The 17254-nt window shown below is 71.7% G+C and carries 16 protein-coding genes and 1 pseudogene; 5 read left to right on the top strand and 12 right to left on the bottom strand.

Annotated features, from left to right (window positions below):
* Positions 1–4 precede the first annotated feature (4 nt).
* Both ACQEV8_RS13590 and ACQEV8_RS13585 read right to left on the bottom strand, forming a co-directional pair.
* Entirely contained in the window at positions 5–1453 is a 1449-nt protein-coding gene (locus ACQEV8_RS13590; protein WP_432959890.1) for an acyl-CoA synthetase, read from the bottom strand.
* A gap of 47 nt (positions 1454–1500) precedes the next feature.
* Positions 1501–2829, bottom strand: a complete 1329-nt coding sequence (locus tag ACQEV8_RS13585; RefSeq protein WP_432959889.1) for an SLC13 family permease — start codon at positions 2827–2829, stop codon at positions 1501–1503.
* A gap of 217 nt (positions 2830–3046) precedes the next feature.
* On the opposite strand from ACQEV8_RS13585, the gene ACQEV8_RS13580 reads away from it, so the two are divergent.
* The 3 genes from ACQEV8_RS13580 to ACQEV8_RS13570 all read left to right on the top strand — a co-directional run bounded on the left by ACQEV8_RS13580 (position 3047) and on the right by ACQEV8_RS13570 (position 5830).
* Positions 3047–3754 carry a FadR/GntR family transcriptional regulator gene (locus ACQEV8_RS13580; protein WP_432959888.1) on the top strand — a complete coding sequence of 236 codons (708 nt, stop codon included), beginning with the start codon at positions 3047–3049 and terminating at the stop codon, positions 3752–3754.
* 65 nt (positions 3755–3819) lie between these two features.
* Positions 3820–4748 (top strand): IS5 family transposase gene (locus tag ACQEV8_RS13575; RefSeq protein WP_432972675.1). Its coding sequence is split into 2 segments (ribosomal slippage): positions 3820–4185 and positions 4188–4748, totalling 927 coding nucleotides; the frame shifts between segments, so codons are not numbered across the junction.
* A 119-nt stretch (positions 4749–4867) separates the two neighbouring features.
* The gene (locus ACQEV8_RS13570) at positions 4868–5830 is read left to right on the top strand and encodes an IS481 family transposase (RefSeq protein WP_432958423.1); all 963 of its coding nucleotides are present in this window, start codon (positions 4868–4870) and stop codon (positions 5828–5830) included.
* A gap of 129 nt (positions 5831–5959) precedes the next feature.
* Here the strand turns inward: ACQEV8_RS13570 and ACQEV8_RS13565 are convergent, their stop codons facing one another.
* From ACQEV8_RS13565 to ACQEV8_RS13555, 3 genes are all read right to left on the bottom strand, one after another.
* A complete protein-coding gene (locus ACQEV8_RS13565; RefSeq protein ID WP_432957533.1) occupies positions 5960–7195 on the bottom strand; it encodes an IS701 family transposase in 1236 nt (411 codons plus the stop codon).
* Between the two features lie 372 nt (positions 7196–7567).
* The gene (locus tag ACQEV8_RS13560) at positions 7568–8803 is read right to left on the bottom strand and encodes an IS701 family transposase (protein WP_432959887.1); all 1236 of its coding nucleotides are present in this window, start codon (positions 8801–8803) and stop codon (positions 7568–7570) included.
* A 72-nt stretch (positions 8804–8875) separates the two neighbouring features.
* Positions 8876–9976, bottom strand: a complete 1101-nt coding sequence (locus ACQEV8_RS13555; protein WP_432959886.1) for a MerR family transcriptional regulator — start codon at positions 9974–9976, stop codon at positions 8876–8878.
* 169 nt (positions 9977–10145) lie between these two features.
* Between ACQEV8_RS13555 and ACQEV8_RS13550 the strand changes: the two genes are divergently transcribed.
* Positions 10146–11033, top strand: a complete 888-nt coding sequence (locus tag ACQEV8_RS13550) for an ATP-grasp domain-containing protein (protein ID WP_432972672.1) — start codon at positions 10146–10148, stop codon at positions 11031–11033.
* Here the strand turns inward: ACQEV8_RS13550 and ACQEV8_RS13545 are convergent.
* Positions 11021–11284 (bottom strand): hypothetical protein, encoded by a 264-nt coding sequence (locus ACQEV8_RS13545; protein ID WP_432959885.1) that lies wholly within the window; start codon positions 11282–11284, stop codon positions 11021–11023. The genes ACQEV8_RS13550 and ACQEV8_RS13545 overlap by 13 nt on opposite strands.
* 56 nt (positions 11285–11340) lie before the next feature.
* Between ACQEV8_RS13545 and ACQEV8_RS13540 the strand changes: the two genes are divergently transcribed.
* Positions 11341–12738 carry an MFS transporter gene (locus tag ACQEV8_RS13540; protein ID WP_432959884.1) on the top strand — a complete coding sequence of 466 codons (1398 nt, stop codon included), beginning with the start codon at positions 11341–11343 and terminating at the stop codon, positions 12736–12738.
* Here the strand turns inward: ACQEV8_RS13540 and ACQEV8_RS13535 are convergent.
* From ACQEV8_RS13535 to ACQEV8_RS13510, 6 genes and pseudogenes are all read right to left on the bottom strand, one after another.
* A complete protein-coding gene (locus ACQEV8_RS13535; protein WP_432959883.1) occupies positions 12729–13322 on the bottom strand; it encodes a hypothetical protein in 594 nt (197 codons plus the stop codon). The two genes, ACQEV8_RS13540 and ACQEV8_RS13535, sit on opposite strands and share 10 nt — an antisense overlap.
* Positions 13297–14124, bottom strand: coding sequence for an FkbM family methyltransferase (locus ACQEV8_RS13530; RefSeq protein WP_432959882.1), 828 nt, complete (start codon positions 14122–14124; stop codon positions 13297–13299). The genes ACQEV8_RS13535 and ACQEV8_RS13530 overlap by 26 nt, the downstream gene beginning before the upstream one ends.
* On the bottom strand, positions 14121–14342 hold the full coding sequence (locus tag ACQEV8_RS13525; RefSeq protein WP_432959881.1) for a Trm112 family protein: 222 nt from the start codon (positions 14340–14342) through the stop codon (positions 14121–14123). Before ACQEV8_RS13525 ends, ACQEV8_RS13530 begins: the two co-directional genes overlap by 4 nt.
* On the bottom strand, positions 14339–15244 hold the full coding sequence (locus ACQEV8_RS13520; protein WP_432972669.1) for a hypothetical protein: 906 nt from the start codon (positions 15242–15244) through the stop codon (positions 14339–14341). Before ACQEV8_RS13520 ends, ACQEV8_RS13525 begins: the two co-directional genes overlap by 4 nt.
* Before the next feature lie 15 nt (positions 15245–15259).
* Positions 15260–16012, bottom strand: coding sequence for a methyltransferase domain-containing protein (locus ACQEV8_RS13515; RefSeq protein ID WP_432959880.1), 753 nt, complete (start codon positions 16010–16012; stop codon positions 15260–15262).
* Positions 16009–17252, bottom strand: a pseudogene (locus tag ACQEV8_RS13510) (condensation protein). Before ACQEV8_RS13510 ends, ACQEV8_RS13515 begins: the two are co-directional and overlap by 4 nt.
* Positions 17253–17254: the final 2 nt, after the last annotated feature.

Raw genomic sequence — 17254 nt, 5'->3', positions numbered from 1 at the left:
CCGGTCACTCATGGGTCAGCGCCCGCTTCATGATCTTCCCCATGTCGTTGCGGGGCAGCGCGTTCAGGTGGTGCACGACCCGTGGGCGCTTGTGCGGTGCGAGGCGCTGGGCCACATGATCGGCCAACTCGGCCAGGGCGGGCGGCGACTGGGGATCAGCGGGCACGATCCACGCCACGATCCGCTCGCCCAGGTCGGGGTCCGGCTCCCCGGTGACCGCGGCCTCCCGCACCCCCGGGTGTTCGAGGAGCGCGTTCTCGATCTCCCCGGCCCCGATCTTGTAACCGCCGCTCTTGATCAGGTCGGTGGCCTTGCGGCCGACGATCCGGACATAGCCGTCGGGGTCGCGCACCGCCATGTCGCCTGTGCGGAACCAGCCGTCGGAGGTGAAGGCGGCGGCGGTGGCGTCGGGCCGGTTGAGGTACTCGGTGAACAGGTTCGGGCCGCGCACCTGGATCTCGCCGACGGTCTCCCCGTCGTACGCGCCGACCTCCGAGCCGTCCTCCTCGACCAGCCGCAGCTCCACGCCCGGCAGCGGCACGCCGACCGTGCCCGGGCGGGCCTCGCCGTCCGCGCGGACGCTGGTGTTCATCAGCGTCTCCGTCATGCCGTAGCGCTCGATCACCCGCCGCCCGGTCGCGGTCGCGATCCGCCCGTGGTCGTGCACGGGCAGCGCGGCCGAACCGGAGACCAGCAGCCGCGCCCCGGTCAGTGCCTTCACCAGATCCGGGTCACTGGTCACCGCCTCCGCGATCCGGTGGTACATCGTCGGCACGCCGAACAGCATGGTCGCGCCGCCGGCCAGCTCACGGGCCACGCCCTGGGTGCTGAACCGGCCCAGGTGCCGGACCGACCCGCCGCGCCGCAGCGGTCCGAGCGTGCCCAGGACCAGGCCGTGGACGTGGAACAGCGGCAGTCCGTGGACGAGGACGTCGTCGCCGCTCCACTGCCAGGCGTCGGCCAGCGCGTCCAGGGTCGAGGAGATCGCCCGGCGCGGGATGACGGCGCCCTTGGGCGGGCCGGTGGTGCCGGAGGTGTAGACGATCAGGGCCGGGTCGGCGTCGTCGGCTTGCTCCTCGGGGGCGGCGGGGCCGGTGCCGTGTACGTCGACGTCGAGGCGGGGCAGGTCCCGTACGGGGGCGGGGAGTTGGTCCTCCGGGGCCGTGAGCACCAGGTCGGGGGCGCTGTCCGACAGGATGTGGCCGAGTTCCTTCTCGCCCGACTTGGGGTTGAGCGGTACGGCGGGGACGCCGGCCAGCAGGGCTGCGACGACCGCGACGGCGGTCTCCATCGTGGGCGTCGCCCAGACGGCGACCCGGCGCGCGGCCCGGAGGTGTTCCGCCGTCGCACCGGCCGCGGCGGCGAGCTCTCCGTACGTCAGTGAGCGCTCGCCGAACCGCAGGGCGGGCCGGTCGGCGGGGCCGCTGGTCAGGGCCGGGAAGAGAGAGGTCACGCGTCACATCTCCTTAGCTGTTCTGCCTGTCACGGGTCATCGGCCGGCTATCCCCAGCCGGGCACGACCATCACCAGCCATGCCGCCGCCGGTACGACCGCCACCACGATTCCTCCGTACACCATCAGCTGCCGGAAGAAACGCTCGCGGTCCACGTCCGGCGCGGCGGCCAGGACCAGGGCGCCGTTCGTGGAGAACGGGCTCACGTCCACGACGGTCGCCGATACGGCGAGTGCGGCGACCATGCCTATCGCGCCGATCTCGCCCCGCTCCAGGAAGGGGACGGCCAGGGGGATCAGCGCGCCCATGATTCCCACGGAGGAGGCGAAGGCGGATACCAGTGCGCCGATGTAGCAGAGCAGGAGGGCGGCGAGGAGGGGGACTCCGATGCCGCCTACGCCCTCGCCGGCCCAGGTGATGGTGCCCATTTCGTCGAGGACGCCTACGTAGGTGAGGACGCCGCAGATGAGGAGGACGGTGGGCCAGGCGATCTCGCCCACTGCCTTGCGGCTGTCTTCGGGCCAGGCGGTGCTGAGGATGACGGCAAGGGTGATGGCGGTGAGGCCGGCGTCGAGGTCGAAGACGAGGACGGCGACGACCAGGGCGAGGAGGGAGGTGAGGGTGGCTGTGCGGGACGGGGTGAGGCTGGTTTCTTCCGGGCTCAGGGTGGGGGTGGCTGGAGCGGGGTGGGTCCGCGGCTCGGCGGGGCCAGGTGCTGCTTTCTGTGGGGCGGGCGCCGCCCCAGTGGCACGACTGCCCGCAGCTGGGTCCGCCCCCAGCTTCAGCCCTCCGCACACCACGAACACCACCCCGGCGATGACCAGGTTCGCCGCGAGGGACGCCAGGAAGAGGACGAGCTCGTTGCCGGGCAGCTTCTCCCGTTCGACGATGCCGTTGACGATCGAGCCGTAGATGCTGATCGGGGAGAAGCCGCCGGCCTGGGCGCCGTGCACGACCATCGCGCCCATCAGGAGCGGGCTGATCCCGTAGCGCGTGGCGAAGCTCAGTGCGATCGGGGCGACGATCGCGACCGCCGCCGGGCTGACCGCGCCGATCGCTGTGAGCGCGCCGGTCAGCGCGAACATCACCCAGGGGATGAGCGCCACCCGCCCCCGCACGAGCCGGACCGCGGCGTGCACCAGCCAGTCGGTGGTGCCGTTGGCGCGGGCGATCGCGAAGAGGTACGTGACGCCGACCAGGACGACGAACAGGTCGCCGGGGAAACCGGCGAAGATGCCGTCCGCGTCGAGGCCGGCGACGAGCCCGCCCACCCCGAAGGCCGCGGCGAAGGCGAGCGCGCCCATGTTGACGGAACGGGTGGTGGCGATGACGAACACCACGACGAGGACGAGGATCGAGATGAGTTCGGGCGACATACGGGCTCCCGTCGTTGGGCCCCGGAGCGGTGGGGAGTACCTGGGAGTACCTGTGAGTGGCCAAGTGGATGAGCCACTTGAGGTGCGTTGGCTGAAAGCGTGGGTGCGGCCCGGGCGCCCGTCAAGGGGTCGGGGGAAAATTGGTTCAGCCACTCGTCCACTAACGGGACGAACACGGCAAGGCCCGGTGCTACGCTCCCGGCGAGAGGGGGACTCCGTGACCGACGCCCTGCGCCCCATGACGAAACAGCGCCTCTACGAACAGGTGCTGGAGCGGCTGCGCCAGTACGTCGCCGAGGGCGGGCTGCGCGCCGGCGACCGGCTGCCGCCCGAGCGTGATCTCGCGCAGCGGCTCGGGGTCAGCCGGGCCTCGGTGAAGCAGGCGATCGTGGTGCTGGAGGTCCAGGGCCTGGTGGAGGCCCGGCACGGGGGCGGTACGTACCTCGTGCGGGACAGCCTCGACACCGAGCCCGTCGAGCGGATGGTCGAACGCCGAAGGCGCCTCCCGGACGTCCTGGAGGCCCGGGAGGCGCTGGAGACGAAGCTCGCCGAACTGGCGGCCGAGCGGCGCACGGAGGACGACCTGGCGGCGATGCGCTCGGCGCTCGCGCACATGGCCGAGGAGATCGAGGCGGACGGTCACGGTGTGGAGGGCGACCGCCTGTTCCACGCGGCCGTGACGGCGGCGGCCCACAGCAGTCTGCTCGCCGAGTTCATGCGCTCCATCTCCGAGCAGATCGCCGAGAGCCGCACCGAGTCGCTCCGCCAGCCCGGCCGCCCGTCCCGGTCCCTCTCCCAGCACCAGGCCATCCTCGACGCGATCGCCGCGCAGCAGCCCCGCCAGGCGGCCACGGCCATGCGCCGCCACGTCCGCACGGTGGCGAAGGTGCGGCTGCTGGACTGGGAGCCGGGCGAAGAGGGTTAGGCCGTTTCTGATGGCTCTTGTTGGCTGGGTGGATCTCGTGGTCAGCCGGGCAGGACGCTCGTATGGTGCGGCGACACGAGCTCACGGACGCGCAGTGGCGGAAGATCGAAGCTCTCCTGCCCGGTAACGGCAGGCCGGGTGGGCAGTGGGCGGATCACCGCAGGGTGATCAATGGGGTGCTGTTCCGGGCCCGGACGGGGGTGCCCTGGCCGGACCTGCCGGAACGGTACGGTCCCTGGCAAACCGTCTACGAGCGTCATCGCCGCTGGTCGGCCGACGGCACCTGGAGGGCGATCCTGCGCGAGTTACAGATCGAGGCGGATGCCGGCGACCCGGACGGGGCGCTTGCCCGACAAGAGTGGGCGGTGAACATCGACTCGACTTCCTGCCGGGCGCATCAGCACGCAGCCGGGGCACCGCGCAAGCCCCCGGCCGACTACCCGCAAAAGGGGGCGGGGCGCGTGAGGAGGCAGATGGGCGGGAGGCGTTGGGACGCTCACGGGGCGGGCTGACCAGCAAGGTCCATCTGCTCTCCGACGACCGGGCCCGCCCGCTGCACTGGCTGACCTCGCCCGGTCAGCGGGGTGACAGCCCGATGTTCGCCCCGGTGCTGGACGGCCTGCGCATCCAGCGGCGCGGTATGGGCCGCCCGCGCAGCCGGCCGGACCGGGTGCGCGGCGACAAGGCGTACTCCAGCCGCGACAACCGCGCCTACCTGCGGCGGCGCGGGATCAAGGCCACCATCGCGCAGCCCGATGACCAGCGGGCCCACCGGAAGCGCCGCGGACGCTTTGGTGGCCGGGCCCCAGCCTTCGACAAAACTCAGTACCGCAGCCGCAACGCAGTCGAGCGGTGCATCAACAAGTGGAAACAGTTCCGCGCGGTGGCCACCCGGTACGACAAACGCGACTACATCTTCAACGGCACCCTCACCGTCACCGCGATCGTCATCTGGCTTCGAGACACCGTCCAAGAGCCGTCAGAAACGGCCTAGGTGTGCTGTCCCGGGACGTTGGTGACAGGCGACACGCCTTGAGTGGTCCTTGAACGGAGCGAGGGCCTCTGGGTTCGGTGTGGATTGCGAAGTCTGCACCGATGCCCAGGAGGCCCTCGTTGTTCCACCGTAATGCCCCGCTGACCGCGACCGGCCGGCTGCGTCTGGCCCGGTGTGTCGTCGACGGCGGATGGCCGCTCCGGCGGGCCGCGGAACGCTTCCAGGTCAGCCACACCACCGCGGCACGTTGGGCAAGCCGCTACCGCAAGCACGGCCCCGCCGGGATGCAGGACCGCTCCAGCCGCCCGCACCACCAGCCCCGCCGCACCCCGGACACTGTCGAGGAACAGGTCGTGCGCCTGCGCCGCGAACATCGCATCGGACCGGTCCGGCTGGCCGCCCGCTGCAACATCGCCGCCTCCACCGCCCACCGCATCCTGCAACGGCACCACCTGCCCGCCCTGGCCGCCTGCGACCGGGCCACCGGCGAACCCGTCCGCCGCTACGAACGCGCCCGGCCCGGCGAACTGGTCCACATCGACGTCAAGAAACTCGGCCGCATCCCTGATGGCGGCGGCCACAAGGTACTGGGCCGGGCAGCAGGCAGCCCGAACAAAGACCGCCGCAACGGCGCCGGATACGCCTACCTGCACACCGCCCTGGACGACCACTCCCGCCTGGCCTACACCGAAGACCTGCCCGACGAGAAGGCCGCCACCTGCGCGGCCTTCCTGGGCCGGGCCACCGCCTGGTTCGCCAGCCAGGGCGTCACCGTCGAACGCGTACTGACCGACAACGCCTGGGCCTACACCAAGAACACCTGGCGCGACACCTGCCAAGACCTGGGCATCGGCCCCCGCTGGACCCGCCCCTGGCGGCCCCAGACGAACGGCAAGGTCGAACGCTTCCACCGCACCCTGCTCGACGAGTGGGCCTACCAGCGTCCCTACACCTCAGATGCCGAGCGCCAGGCCGCGTTTCCCGACTGGCTGGACTGGTACAACTACCACCGACCCCACACCGGCATCAGCGGCCAAACACCAGCCAGCCGCGTCACCAACCTGTCCGATCAGCACACCTAGTAGTGCTTCGTTAGGTTCTGGGCTGTCTGTGGCTTCTTCGGGGGTTGGGCAGGGGGCGTCCGCAGGTGGTGCAGGTACCGGTCCAGCACCTGAGCAGGTCCTGAAGAATGTCGAGGACCTGGTAGAGGGTCAGGCCGGTGTGCGGACTTTTGGGTCGAGCCGCCTGAGGGTGAGGAAGGCCTGGGCGGCGGTGACGAGGGTGACGTGGTGGTGCCAGCCGCGCCAGGTGCGGCCCTCGAAGTGGTCCAGTCCCAGGCCATGCTTGAGCTCGCGGTAATCGTGCTCGATCCGCCAGCGCATCTTCGCCCACCGCACCAGGTCAGCGGCCGGTGTGGTGGCGGGCAGATTCGATATCCAGTAGTCCGTCGGAGTGTCCTGGCCCTCCGGCCATTCAACGAGGAGTGTCTGGACGGGCAGGACACCGTCCCACTGGTTGCGGCCGCCGCCCGCCGCCTGGGCTGCGGCGAGGGACTGCTTGCCCGCGGGCCGCACGCTCAGCACCGCGAACCGTGAGGTCATCGCGCCTTTGCTGCCCTGCCGCCAGGTCACCTCGGTGAACCGCTCCGCACCCGCCTCCGCTGCGAGGACGCAGACGGCTCGTGGTGGGGTGCGATAGCGGGGAAGGGTGGGCGGCCCGAGCCCACCGTAAGCAGGCTGGTGCGGCTCGGTATTCTCCGGGTGAGCGACTTCCTTCCCGTTCAGGGCCAGGACATAGGACAGCCCTCGCTCCTCAAGGCCGAGCCGGAAGGGGGTGCTGACGCCGTATCCGGCGTCGGCGACCACGACCGGCGCCTTCAACCGCCAGTCGGCGAGCGTGTCCAGCAGGCCGAGCGCGAGACGCCACTTCTCCTGGTGCACCACGTCGTCGGGGACTCCTGCTCTGCGGCATCGGTCCGGCTCATCCGTCCACTCACGCGGCAGATACAACTGCCACTGCAACGGGCACGAGGCGGTGTCGGTGGCGGCATGGACACTGACCGCGACCTGGCAGTTCGCCCGTTTGCCGAGTGCTCCGCAGTACTGGCGGGCCACTCCGGCCGACGCCTTGCCGCACTTGGGGAACGACACGTCGTCGATCACCCACACCTCAGGTGTGATCACCTCGGACAGCCGCTCGGCGATCCGCTGCCTGACCGGCAGCGGATCCCACGGCGACTGGTTCACGAACTGCTGCAGGGCCTGCATGTTCCCGTCCGGCAGACGCTCGGCCATCGGCTGGACCGACTTGCGCCGGCCATCGAGCATCAGGCCCCGCAGATAACACTCGCCCCACCGCCGCTGATCCCGCCGCGGCAACGACCCGAACACATCGGCAACGAACTCCGACAACTCACCCCGGAGCCGTTCCACCTCCCCCAACCTCACCCCGGGAAGCTGCCCACAATCAACCGAGATCACTCAACGTAACGAAGCACTACTAGGGCCTGTCGTTTGGATCACGCCGCAGACGCGGGGTCCGGCACGCGCATCTGCCGCGTTGTCGTCGGTTGCCGATGCTCCGCATCGCCGCCCTCCTCCGCCTTGCAACCGCACGCACCAGACCCCGCTCACCGGCGATTTCCAGAAACCGTCAGTTTCCTGCGACCTGATCCAAACGACAGGCCCTAGTAGTGCTTCGTTAGGTTCTGGGCTGTCTGTGGCTTCTTCGGGGGTTGGGCAGGGGGCGTCCGCAGGTGGTGCAGGTACCGGTCCAGCACCTGAGCAGGTCCTGAAGAATGTCGAGGACCTGGTAGAGGGTCAGGCCGGTGTGCGGACTTTTGGGTCGAGCCGCCTGAGGGTGAGGAAGGCCTGGGCGGCGGTGACGAGGGTGACGTGGTGGTGCCAGCCGCGCCAGGTGCGGCCCTCGAAGTGGTCCAGTCCCAGGCCATGCTTGAGCTCGCGGTAATCGTGCTCGATCCGCCAGCGCATCTTCGCCCACCGCACCAGGTCAGCGGCCGGTGTGGTGGCGGGCAGATTCGATATCCAGTAGTCCGTCGGAGTGTCCTGGCCCTCCGGCCATTCAACGAGGAGTGTCTGGACGGGCAGGACACCGTCCCACTGGTTGCGGCCGCCGCCCGCCGCCTGGGCTGCGGCGAGGGACTGCTTGCCCGCGGGCCGCACGCTCAGCACCGCGAACCGTGAGGTCATCGCGCCTTTGCTGCCCTGCCTCCAGGTCACCTCGGTGAACCGCTCCGCACCCGCCTCCGCTGCGAGGACGCAGACGGCTCGTGGTGGGGTGCGATAGCGGGCAAGGGTGGGCGGCCCGAGCCCACCGTAAGCAGGCTGGTGCGGCTCGGTATTCTCCGGGTGAGCGACTTCCTTCCCGTTCAGGGCCAGAACATAGGACAGCCCTCGCTCCTCAAGGCCGAGCCGGAAGGGGGTGCTGACGCCGTATCCGGCGTCGGCGACCACGACCGGCGCCTTCAACCGCCAGTCGGCGAGCGTGTCCAGCAGGCCGAGCGCGAGACGCCACTTCTCCTGGTGCACCACGTCGTCGGGGACTCCTGCTCTGCGGCATCGGTCCGGCTCATCCGTCCACTCACGCGGCAGATACAACTGCCACTGCAACGGGCACGAGGCGGTGTCGGTGGCGGCATGGACACTGACCGCGACCTGGCAGTTCGCCCGTTTGCCGAGTGCTCCGCAGTACTGGCGGGCCACTCCGGCCGACGCCTTGCCGCACTTGGGGAACGACACGTCGTCGATCACCCACACCTCAGGTGTGATCACCTCGGACAGCCGCTCGGCGATCCGCTGCCTGACCGGCAGCGGATCCCACGGCGACTGGTTCACGAACTGCTGCAGGGCCTGCATGTTCCCGTCCGGCAGACGCTCGGCCATCGGCTGGACCGACTTGCGCCGGCCATCGAGCATCAGGCCCCGCAGATAACACTCGCCCCACCGCCGCTGATCCCGCCGCGGCAACGACCCGAACACATCGGCAACGAACTCCGCCAACTCACCCCGGAGCCGTTCCACCTCCCCCAACCTCACCCCGGGAAGCTGCCCACAATCAACCGAGATCACTCAACGTAACGAAGCGCTACTAGCGGCCCAGGCCCGGAGTCAGGCGGCCGCCCGCTCCACCACGTCCGCCACCACACAGCTCACGTTGTCCGGGCCGCCGGCCGTGTTCGCCGCTCCGACCAGGGCCTTGACCGTTTCGTCCGGGCTGGTCCGCGAGGTGAGCAGATCGTGCACGCGGTCCTCGGGGACGACACTCGACAGGCCGTCGGAACAGAGGAGATAGCGGTCGCCCGGGTGGGCGTCGTGCAGGCGGAGGTCCGGGATCACCGCTGCCCCGCCGCCCGTCAGGGCCTTCAGGAGGAGGGCGCGCTGCGGGTGGGAGACGGCCTCCTCGGCGGTCAGACGTCCCTCGTCGATCATCGACTGGACGATCGTGTGGTCGTGGGTGATGAGGAACAGTTCGCCGTCGCGCAGCAGATAGGCGCGGGAGTCGCCGACGTGCATCAGGGCCAGCCGCGAGCCCGTCCACAGCAGGGCGGTCAGGGTCGTGCCGATGTCGGCGGCACCGCCGGCCACGTCCTGGACGGCCTGGGCCGCGCCCCGCACCGCGTCCTCCAGGAGGTTGAGGACCCCGCCGGCCGCGATCTCCTCCGTGTCCAGGAAACGCAGTGCCTCCACGGCGGCACTGCTCGCGGGCGCGCCCGCCGGGCCGAAGCCGTCGGCGACGGCGAGCAGCCGGGTGCCCGCGTACGCGGTGTCCTGGTTGGCGGGGCGGACGCGTCCGGTGTCCGAGCGGGCGGAGTAACGCAGTTCCAGCATGGCGGTGTCCTTCATGGCGGTGTCCTTTCCTGGCTCTTGCGAGTCCGTCGTCAGGTGATCGACCAGGAATGCGGCGAGGTCCCGCCGTACCGCCGTCTCCACCTCGACCCGCGCCCAGTAGGCGCGGATCTCCCGGGCGGCGGCCGTCGAGTCGCGGTCGTGCAGGCGGCACACCCGGCGGATCTCGGCCAGCGGCATGCCCAGCCGCCGCAGCCACGCCACCAGCCGGGCCTGCTCCAGCTGGGCCACCGCGTAGTACCGGTATCCCGTGTCCGGGTCCACCCGGGCGGGCCGCAGCAGGTCCAGCTCGTCGTACAGGCGCAGTGCCTTCGGTGAGAGCCGGCAGGCCTTCGCGAAGGAGCCGATCGTCAGCATGTCCATGCGTCCCCCCGCGGTTCCGCGCTCCTCGCGCTCATCCGTTCCGCCACCGATGCTGGGGCTTCCCCAAAGGTGAAGGTCAAACAGGGTGTCGCGGTTCCGGAAGGGATTGTTAGCCTGCGGCGGACATCGGTTCGATCGTCCGTACGAGAATGGAGTCGCCGTGGCCGGGATCCCGCGCATCGCGCTCGTCACCTACGACCCCGGCGGCGAGGTGAGCAAGGACCGGGACCTGCCGGTGCTGGCCGACGCGCTGCGGGAGGCCGGGACCGAGACGGCCGTCGTCCACTGGGACGACCCCGAAGTGGACTGGGCCGGGTTCGACCTCGCCGTCATACGGTCCACCTGGGACTACAGCTGGCGGGCCGAGGAGTTCACGGCGTGGGCCGAGCGGTGCGGGAAGGCGACACGGCTCGCCAACCCGGTGGACGTCGTGCGGTGGAACGCCGACAAGAGGTACCTGGGCCGGCTCGCGGAGGCCGGGGTGCCGGCCGTGCCCACCCGCTACTTCGCGCCCGGCGACCCCGTCGACCTGCCCGACGACCACGAGTACGTCGTGAAGCCCACCTCCGGAGCCGGCGCCCGGTACGCCGCCCGCTACCGGGCCGGAGAGCGGGACGCCGCCCTGCGCCAGGTCGAGCGGATGCACGCCGAGGGCTTCACCGTCATGCTCCAGCCCTATCTGACCGGCATCGACACACACGGCGAGCGGGCCCTGCAGTTCTACGGCGGACGTCTGCTGCACGCCAGCCGCAAGGGCGCCGTCCTCGCGCCGGACACCCCGTACGACGCCGACAAGATCGCCCACCCGGATCTTCAGCCCTGGGAGCCGACCCCCGCCGAACTGGCCGTCGCCGAGCGGGCCCTGGCCGCCGTGCCCCTGCCCGGTGACCAGGAGCTGCTGTACGCCCGCGTGGACCTCGTCAACGGGCCGGACGGGGAGCCGTGCGTGATGGAGCTGGAGCTGATCGAGCCCAATCTGTTCCTGTGGCTGCACCCGGATTCCGTGCCGGTGGTGGTGCGGGCGGTGCTGGCCGCCGCGGGCTCTCACACCGGCTGACGCGCCGCCCCTGGCCCGGGTGCGGTCACCGCGGTGCGCAGCAGTGCCGCTCCCAGCGGCGTGAGGGTGTGCAGGACACGGGGCCGCGGGGTGGCGAGGACGGCCTCCAGACCCGCGTCGAGTCCCTCCGTCGCCTCGGGCGGGGTGAGGAAGTCGGGGAAGCAGGCGGCGCGTGGACCGACGCCGGCCTGATCGTGGACGGCGACTGGGGCACCGCCACCACCAAGGCCCTTCAGAACGCCCTCAACCAAGGGAGGTTTTGACCGCTTACGCCCCTGGGTGAGGCTTTTGGTGTAGTGGTAGGGCCATGCCCTCCGAGCGACGGCCTTCCCAGCGACGGTCCTGGACACCGCTGCTGGCGGTGTGCGCCGGGTACTTCATGGTGATCCTGGACGTGACGGTCATCAACGTCGCCGTGCCGGTGATCGGGCGGGAGCTGTCGGCCTCGCTGACCGGCATCCAGTGGATCACCGACGGGTACACCCTGGTCCTCGCCGGGTTCCTGCTGACGGGCGGCGCGCTGGGGGACCGGCTGGGCAACCGGCGGGTGTTCTGCACGGGCGTGGCGGTGTTCACCGTGTCCTCGGCCGCGTGCGCGCTGGCGCCGAGCGCCCCGTTCCTGGTGGTGGCCCGGCTGGTGGAGGGGCTCGGGGCGGCGCTGATCGTGCCCGGGTCCCTGGCGCTGCTCCAGCAGGCCTATCCGGAGAAGGCCGTACGCGCGCGGGCCTTCGGGCTGTGGGGGTCGATGGCGGGCATCGCCGCTTCCGCCGGGCCGCTGCTGGGCGGGCTGCTCGTCTCCACGGCGGGCTGGCGCTGGGTGTTCCTCATCAACCTGCCGGTCGGCGCGGCCTGCCTGGCGCTGACACTGCGGCACGTCGGCCGCTCGCCCCGGCGCGCCGACCGGCCCCTGGACTGGCCGGCGCAGGTCGCGGTCGTCTCGGCGGTGGCCCTGCTGACGGCGGCGCTCAACGAGGCCGGACGGCGCGGCTGGTCCGACCCGGCCGTGCTCGCCGGTCTTGGCCTGGCCGTACTGGCCGCCTCGGCCTTCGCGCTGCGGGAGCGGCTGGCCCGCTCCCCGGTGCTGCCGCTGGGCCTGCTGCGCTCCCGCGCCATGAGCGGCGGAGCCGTCATCGGACTGCTGTTCAACTTCGGCTTCTACGGCATGGTGTTCACCGCCAGCCTGGACTTTCAGCACCAGCGCGGCTACAGCGCCCTCGGCACCGGGCTCGCGCTGTTCCCGGCGGTGGCGATGACCATGTTCGCCTCCGTCCTGTCGGGCCGGCTGAGCCGCCGCACCGGGGACCGTCCGCTGGTGGTCTCGGGCATGCTCCTGGCCGCACTCGGGCTGGCCGGCTGGGCCGCGGCGGGCGCCGATCCCGCCTACGTGCTGCTGGTGCTCCCCATGATGGCCGCCGGGTTCGGTACGTCCTTCGCCCTCACCGGTTCGACCGCCACCGTGATGGGTGCCGCCCCCGAGGCGTACTCGGGGGCCGCCTCCGCCCTGTTCAACACCACCCGTCAGGTCGGCAGCGCCGCCGGCGTGGCACTCGGCGGCAGCCTGCTCGCCTCGGCCGGCGACTACGGCACCGGGATCCGCACCAGCATGTTCATCGGCGCGCTGGCCTGTCTGGCCGCCGCGGCCCTCGCCTGGCGGTGCGTTCCCGCGAAGGGCGCCGCCCCGGGGCCGGAGCCCTCTCAGTCCTGACGGCCGGTGACAGCCAGTCGCTGCAACAGCCCCCACGTGAACTCCGCGACGACCTCCCACCGCGCCCCCGCCGCGTCGGGCGCCTGGAACGCCAGCCCCCACCGGGTCGGCGCCGAACCCTCCAGGGGGCGGGCCGGGGCGAAGGCGCGGGCCGCCTCGTCCACCGTGCAGGACCAGGGGGCGAGATCGTCGAGGGTGCGCAGCTCGGGGCCCTCGGCGCCCGGCGCGCGGACCAGCCATTCGTTCCACACGGCGCCGTTCGGGGCGGTGAGGACCTCGAAGCGCAGATCGGGCCAGAGAGGGACGGGCCAGAGCCACGCCTCGCAGTCGAGGTCTCCGATGCGGCGGGGCGTACGGGACTCCGGCTCGCCGAGGACGGAGCGATAGCGGGACAAGGCCGGGCGCGGGGAGCGGATCATCGCCTGCCAGCGCTTGTTCGCCTCGCGCATGTCCGCGAGGGAGACCCCCAGCTCGTGCCGGGCGTCCTCCACCGGGCCGGGATTGTGGTCGGCCATGCGGCGCAGCAGCACCAGCTGGAAATCGAGCGGCGTGAAGGGTCTAGCGGGGCGCTTCGCGGAGGGCATGGGAACCATCGTCGCCCACCGGGGCCGTGCCGGGGCGGCGGCCGTCGGGCAGGAACAGCACCGAGTTGACGTAGCGCGGGCCCCGGAGGAGGGGCGAGGGCAGGACGCGGCGGAGCAGGCCGTGGGAGACGACGTAGGAGGCGTCGGCCTGGTGGTCCTCCAACGGGAACTCAGCCAGGGGCACCCATGTCTCGCCCGGCAGCACCCAGCCGTCGTAGCCCAGCAGGGCCAGATAGGTCACCACCGGGGCGATCGGCTGGATGCGGGACTCCAGCTCCACGAACAGGGCAGGGCGGTCGCGGGCCAGCAGACCCGTCGCCCCGCGCAGGACCGCCGGCTCGTTGCCGTCCACGTCGATCTTGATGAAGCCGACGTCGCGCAGCCCCAGCTCGTCCAGCGTGACGCAGGGGACGTCCAGAGCCCGGCCGTGGATGTCACGGCGGACCAGCGAGGACACGCCCCGGTCGCCCGCGTCGTCCGACGGCAGCCACAGGCGGGCGAGGCCCGGGCGGTCCGAGGCCGCCGCGCGGATCACCCGTACGTTCGACGGGACGGCGGCGGCCAGCAGCCGGGCCAGATGGGGCACCGGCTCGATCGTCACGACCTGCTCGGCGCGGCCGGCCAGCCGGTGCGTCCAGGGGCCGTACCAGCCGCCCACATCCACCGCCGTACGGCACCCGGGCGGGCACAGCTCGGCCAGCCGGGCCAGCTCCGGTTCGAACCGGGGATAGAGCGCCCGGGCCGTCGCGGCCACCAGACGGGTGGGCAGCAGGGGAGCGACACGGGCGGCCAGGCTGGTCACGGCGACATCCTCTTGAGGAGCTCCTCGTGCTCGTCGTCCGGCACCTGCTCCCCCGACGACGGCAGCAGCTGGGGAATGCCGTCGAGGATCGGATAGCGGCGGCGCAACCGCGGGTTGTAGAGCGCCTCCTCCTGCTCGGTCTCCTCGGCCAGCAGATGCAGCGGTCCCTTGTCGAGGGGGCACGCCAGGATCTTCAGCAGTGGGTCGTCGGGCTTCACGGTGATGCCAACTCCTTGGCTGGGGAGGACTCCTGGGGAGCGGAGTCGTGTTTGGGCATGGTCAGCAGTACGGCGACGGCCAGGATCGTGCCCGCCACCCGCAGCGCGAGCCGCAGCGGATCGTCCGGCAGCGCCTCGCCGAACGACAGCGTGCCGAGCACCGCCGTGAACAGGCAGGTCACGGTCGTGCACACCGGCACGATCAGCGAGGCCCGGCAGCGCTGCAGCGCCGCCTGCGACATCACGAGGCCGAACACACCGGTGAACAGCAGCAGATACGGATAGGGCGAGGCCAGCAGGTCCAGGACCGCGCCGCCGATCCCGCTGGTCGTCAGATGGCTCGACACGCCCTTGATGGCCAGCGAGCTGACTCCGTACAGCAGGCCCACGGCCACGCCGTACTCGACGCCGGTCGTCGGGCGCCGGTGCCGGTTGCGGGCGCGCCGCTCGGCGGAGCCGTACAGCCACACCCCGGCCGCCAGCGACGGCACGCACACCAGCAGGATCAGCGGATAGGGCGCCTCCTGGCTGACGGAGTCCGAGCCCTCGCGCAGCGACAGCACCACCATCAGCAGGGCGAGCAGGATCGCGCCCAGAGCGTACCGCTCCCGGCCGGTCGTCTCCTCGCCGAGCAGCCGGGCCGACAGCAGTACGAGCAGCACCAGGCCGGAGACGAAGATGCCCTGCGCTGCGGCGATCGGCAGCGTCCGGTACACGGCGAGCTGGGCGGCGAACCCGGCCGCGAGCGAGAGCGAACCGCCGATCCACAGGGGGCTGCCGAGCACCAGGCGCAGCAGCCGGGCGGGCCGGCGGATCGTCACTTCCGGCAGGGCGGCGAGCGCGCGTTTCTCCAGGACGAATCCGGTGCTGTACAGGACGTTCGCCAGCAGGGCCGCGGCCACTCCCCACCACATCGGCTACGTCCTCCTGGCGTGCAGCAGCAGGATCGACGCCAGCCTCGGCCGGGCGCAGGCGAGCCGGTCCAGCGGCCGCAGCGGGCGCGGTACGCCGTGGAAGGGAGCACCTTCGAGCCCTACGACCGTGAACCCGGACGCGGCGACGAACTCCCTCAGCGCCCGGGCGGTGTAGAGGCGCAGGTGCCCCACGACCTCCTTCCCCGGGCGGCCGTGGATGCCGCGCAGGCTGACCTCCGAGAAGACCGGCTGCACCCCGGCGAGCAGCAGGGCGCGGTTGTACCAGGCCGCCAGGTTCGGGGTGGACAGCATTAGATGGCCACCGGGCCGCAGGATCCTGCGGATCTCGTCGAGCGCGGCGTCCGGATCGACGAGGTGCTCGATCACCTCGCTGAACAGCACCGCGTCGGCCGACTCGGAGGCGAACGGCAGCCCGCCGCCGGTGAGTTCACCGCGGACCGCGTACGGAATGCGGGCACGGGCGCGTCTGAGGGCGTCCTGGGACCAGTCGACGCCGATGACGCGGTGGCCGGGCAGCAGGGGCGCGGCGGTGGCCGCGGCGGTGCCGTCGCCGCAGCCGACGTCGAGGACCGTGCGAGGGTGGTCGGCGGCCGGGCCGAGTGCCCGGGCCAGCATGCGGGCCTGGCGGAGGCTGCGGGGGGTGCCGGAGGCGACTGGGACGGCGGGGTTCTCGTAGAAGTCGCGCAGGTCGCGGGGCGGGCGCCGTCGGCTGGTGGTCGTTGCCGGTGTTGTCATGGGGCGACCTCCGTGGTGTGCAGATAGTGCTCGAAGAGGTCGCGGAGATGGGCGCCGTCGCCGTGGCCGAGCAGGGACCGGGACCAGCGCAGGGCCAGGTGGAGACGGCCGGCGGTGGAGGCGGTGGTGACGGTCAGGCCGCGCGGCATCCGGGCCGGGGCCGAGAACCAGACCGCGTGCGCGCGGCCCGCCTCCTCGCCGAAGTCCAGCGGGTACGGGATACGGCCGATGTTGCTGAGCAGGGTCGTCGACGTCCAGGGGGCGGCGGCCCTGCGCAGGCCGCGGGTGAGGGCGGCGCGGGCGGCGACGGGGGCCCAGGGGGAGGTGAGGAGTGCGGCCCCGTGGCCCAGTTGGGGGCGGGGCAGGGACTTCAGCGCACGGGTTCGCTCCGCGGTGCGGCGGAGCAGGGTGGGCATCTCGGCCTTCAACTCCACCGGCGCGAAGGGTACTTCGACCAGGCGGGTGCCGTTGCCGATCGGCATCGTGGTGTCCCGGGGCGGTCGTCCACCGGCATGGTGATGCGCAGGGGGCGGGGGCGGGCGCCGTGTTCCCGGTTCCAGTGGGCGATGGTCAGGGCCGTGGTGACCATGAGCTGGTCGTTGACGGTGTAGGGGGAGCCCTTGGGGCGGTGCGGGAGGGGGAGTTCGGTGACGAGCATGCCGTTGCCGGGGGAGGGGTCGGGCGTGCCGTGCGCCACTCGCGCGGGGGGTGACCAGGTGGTGGGGGTGTCCGGGGCCTGTTGAGGTGGTGCCGCGGGGCGGGTCGGGGGTGCGGCGGGGTTGTTGTCCCTGCCGCCGTAGAGCTCCGCGGCGGTGGCCAGGACGCGGAGGCAGGCCGGCCCGTCGAGGGCGGTGTGGTTGATGGTGAGGAAGAGAACCGATCCCACTGCCTCGAGCCGTATCGGCGGCGACATCGACAGGGGCGGTGCCTCTGCGAGCGCCCTCGTCCTGGCGTCCTGCAACGCCCGCGGGCCCGGCGGGATGAAGGTCACCACCTCCGTGTCCGGCTCGCGCGTCAGCTCCCACTCGTAGCGGCGGCGGAACCACGGACCTCCTGCCTCCCGCATCAGGATCCGGGGATGCCGGTGCAGGGCCTCCGTGAAGGCCTTGCGCAGGCGGGGTTCGTCGAGGGGGCCGGGGAGGTGGACCTCGATGTGGACCGTTTCCGGCTCCTGCTCCTGGAGGCAGTGCCGGGACACCTCGTCCACCACCGGGAACGGGATGCGTACCGGTGCCGTCATGC

This window comes from Streptomyces sp. CA-179760, from assembly GCF_050937045.1.
Lineage (GTDB): Bacteria > Actinomycetota > Actinomycetes > Streptomycetales > Streptomycetaceae > Streptomyces.
This window is presented reverse-complemented; position numbering and strand designations above follow the sequence as displayed.

Excerpts from the sequence above, each read along its gene's own strand:
- ACQEV8_RS13515 (WP_432959880.1), bottom strand. The coding sequence starts at position 16,012 with ATGACAACACCGGCAACGACCACCAGCCGACGGCGCCCGCCCCGCGAC.
- ACQEV8_RS13540 (WP_432959884.1), top strand. The coding sequence starts at position 11,341 with ATGCCCTCCGAGCGACGGCCTTCCCAGCGACGGTCCTGGACACCGCTG.
- ACQEV8_RS13585 (WP_432959889.1), bottom strand. The coding sequence starts at position 2,829 with ATGTCGCCCGAACTCATCTCGATCCTCGTCCTCGTCGTGGTGTTCGTC.
- ACQEV8_RS13555 (WP_432959886.1), bottom strand. The coding sequence starts at position 9,976 with ATGGACATGCTGACGATCGGCTCCTTCGCGAAGGCCTGCCGGCTCTCA.
- ACQEV8_RS13535 (WP_432959883.1), bottom strand. The coding sequence starts at position 13,322 with ATGCCCTCCGCGAAGCGCCCCGCTAGACCCTTCACGCCGCTCGATTTC.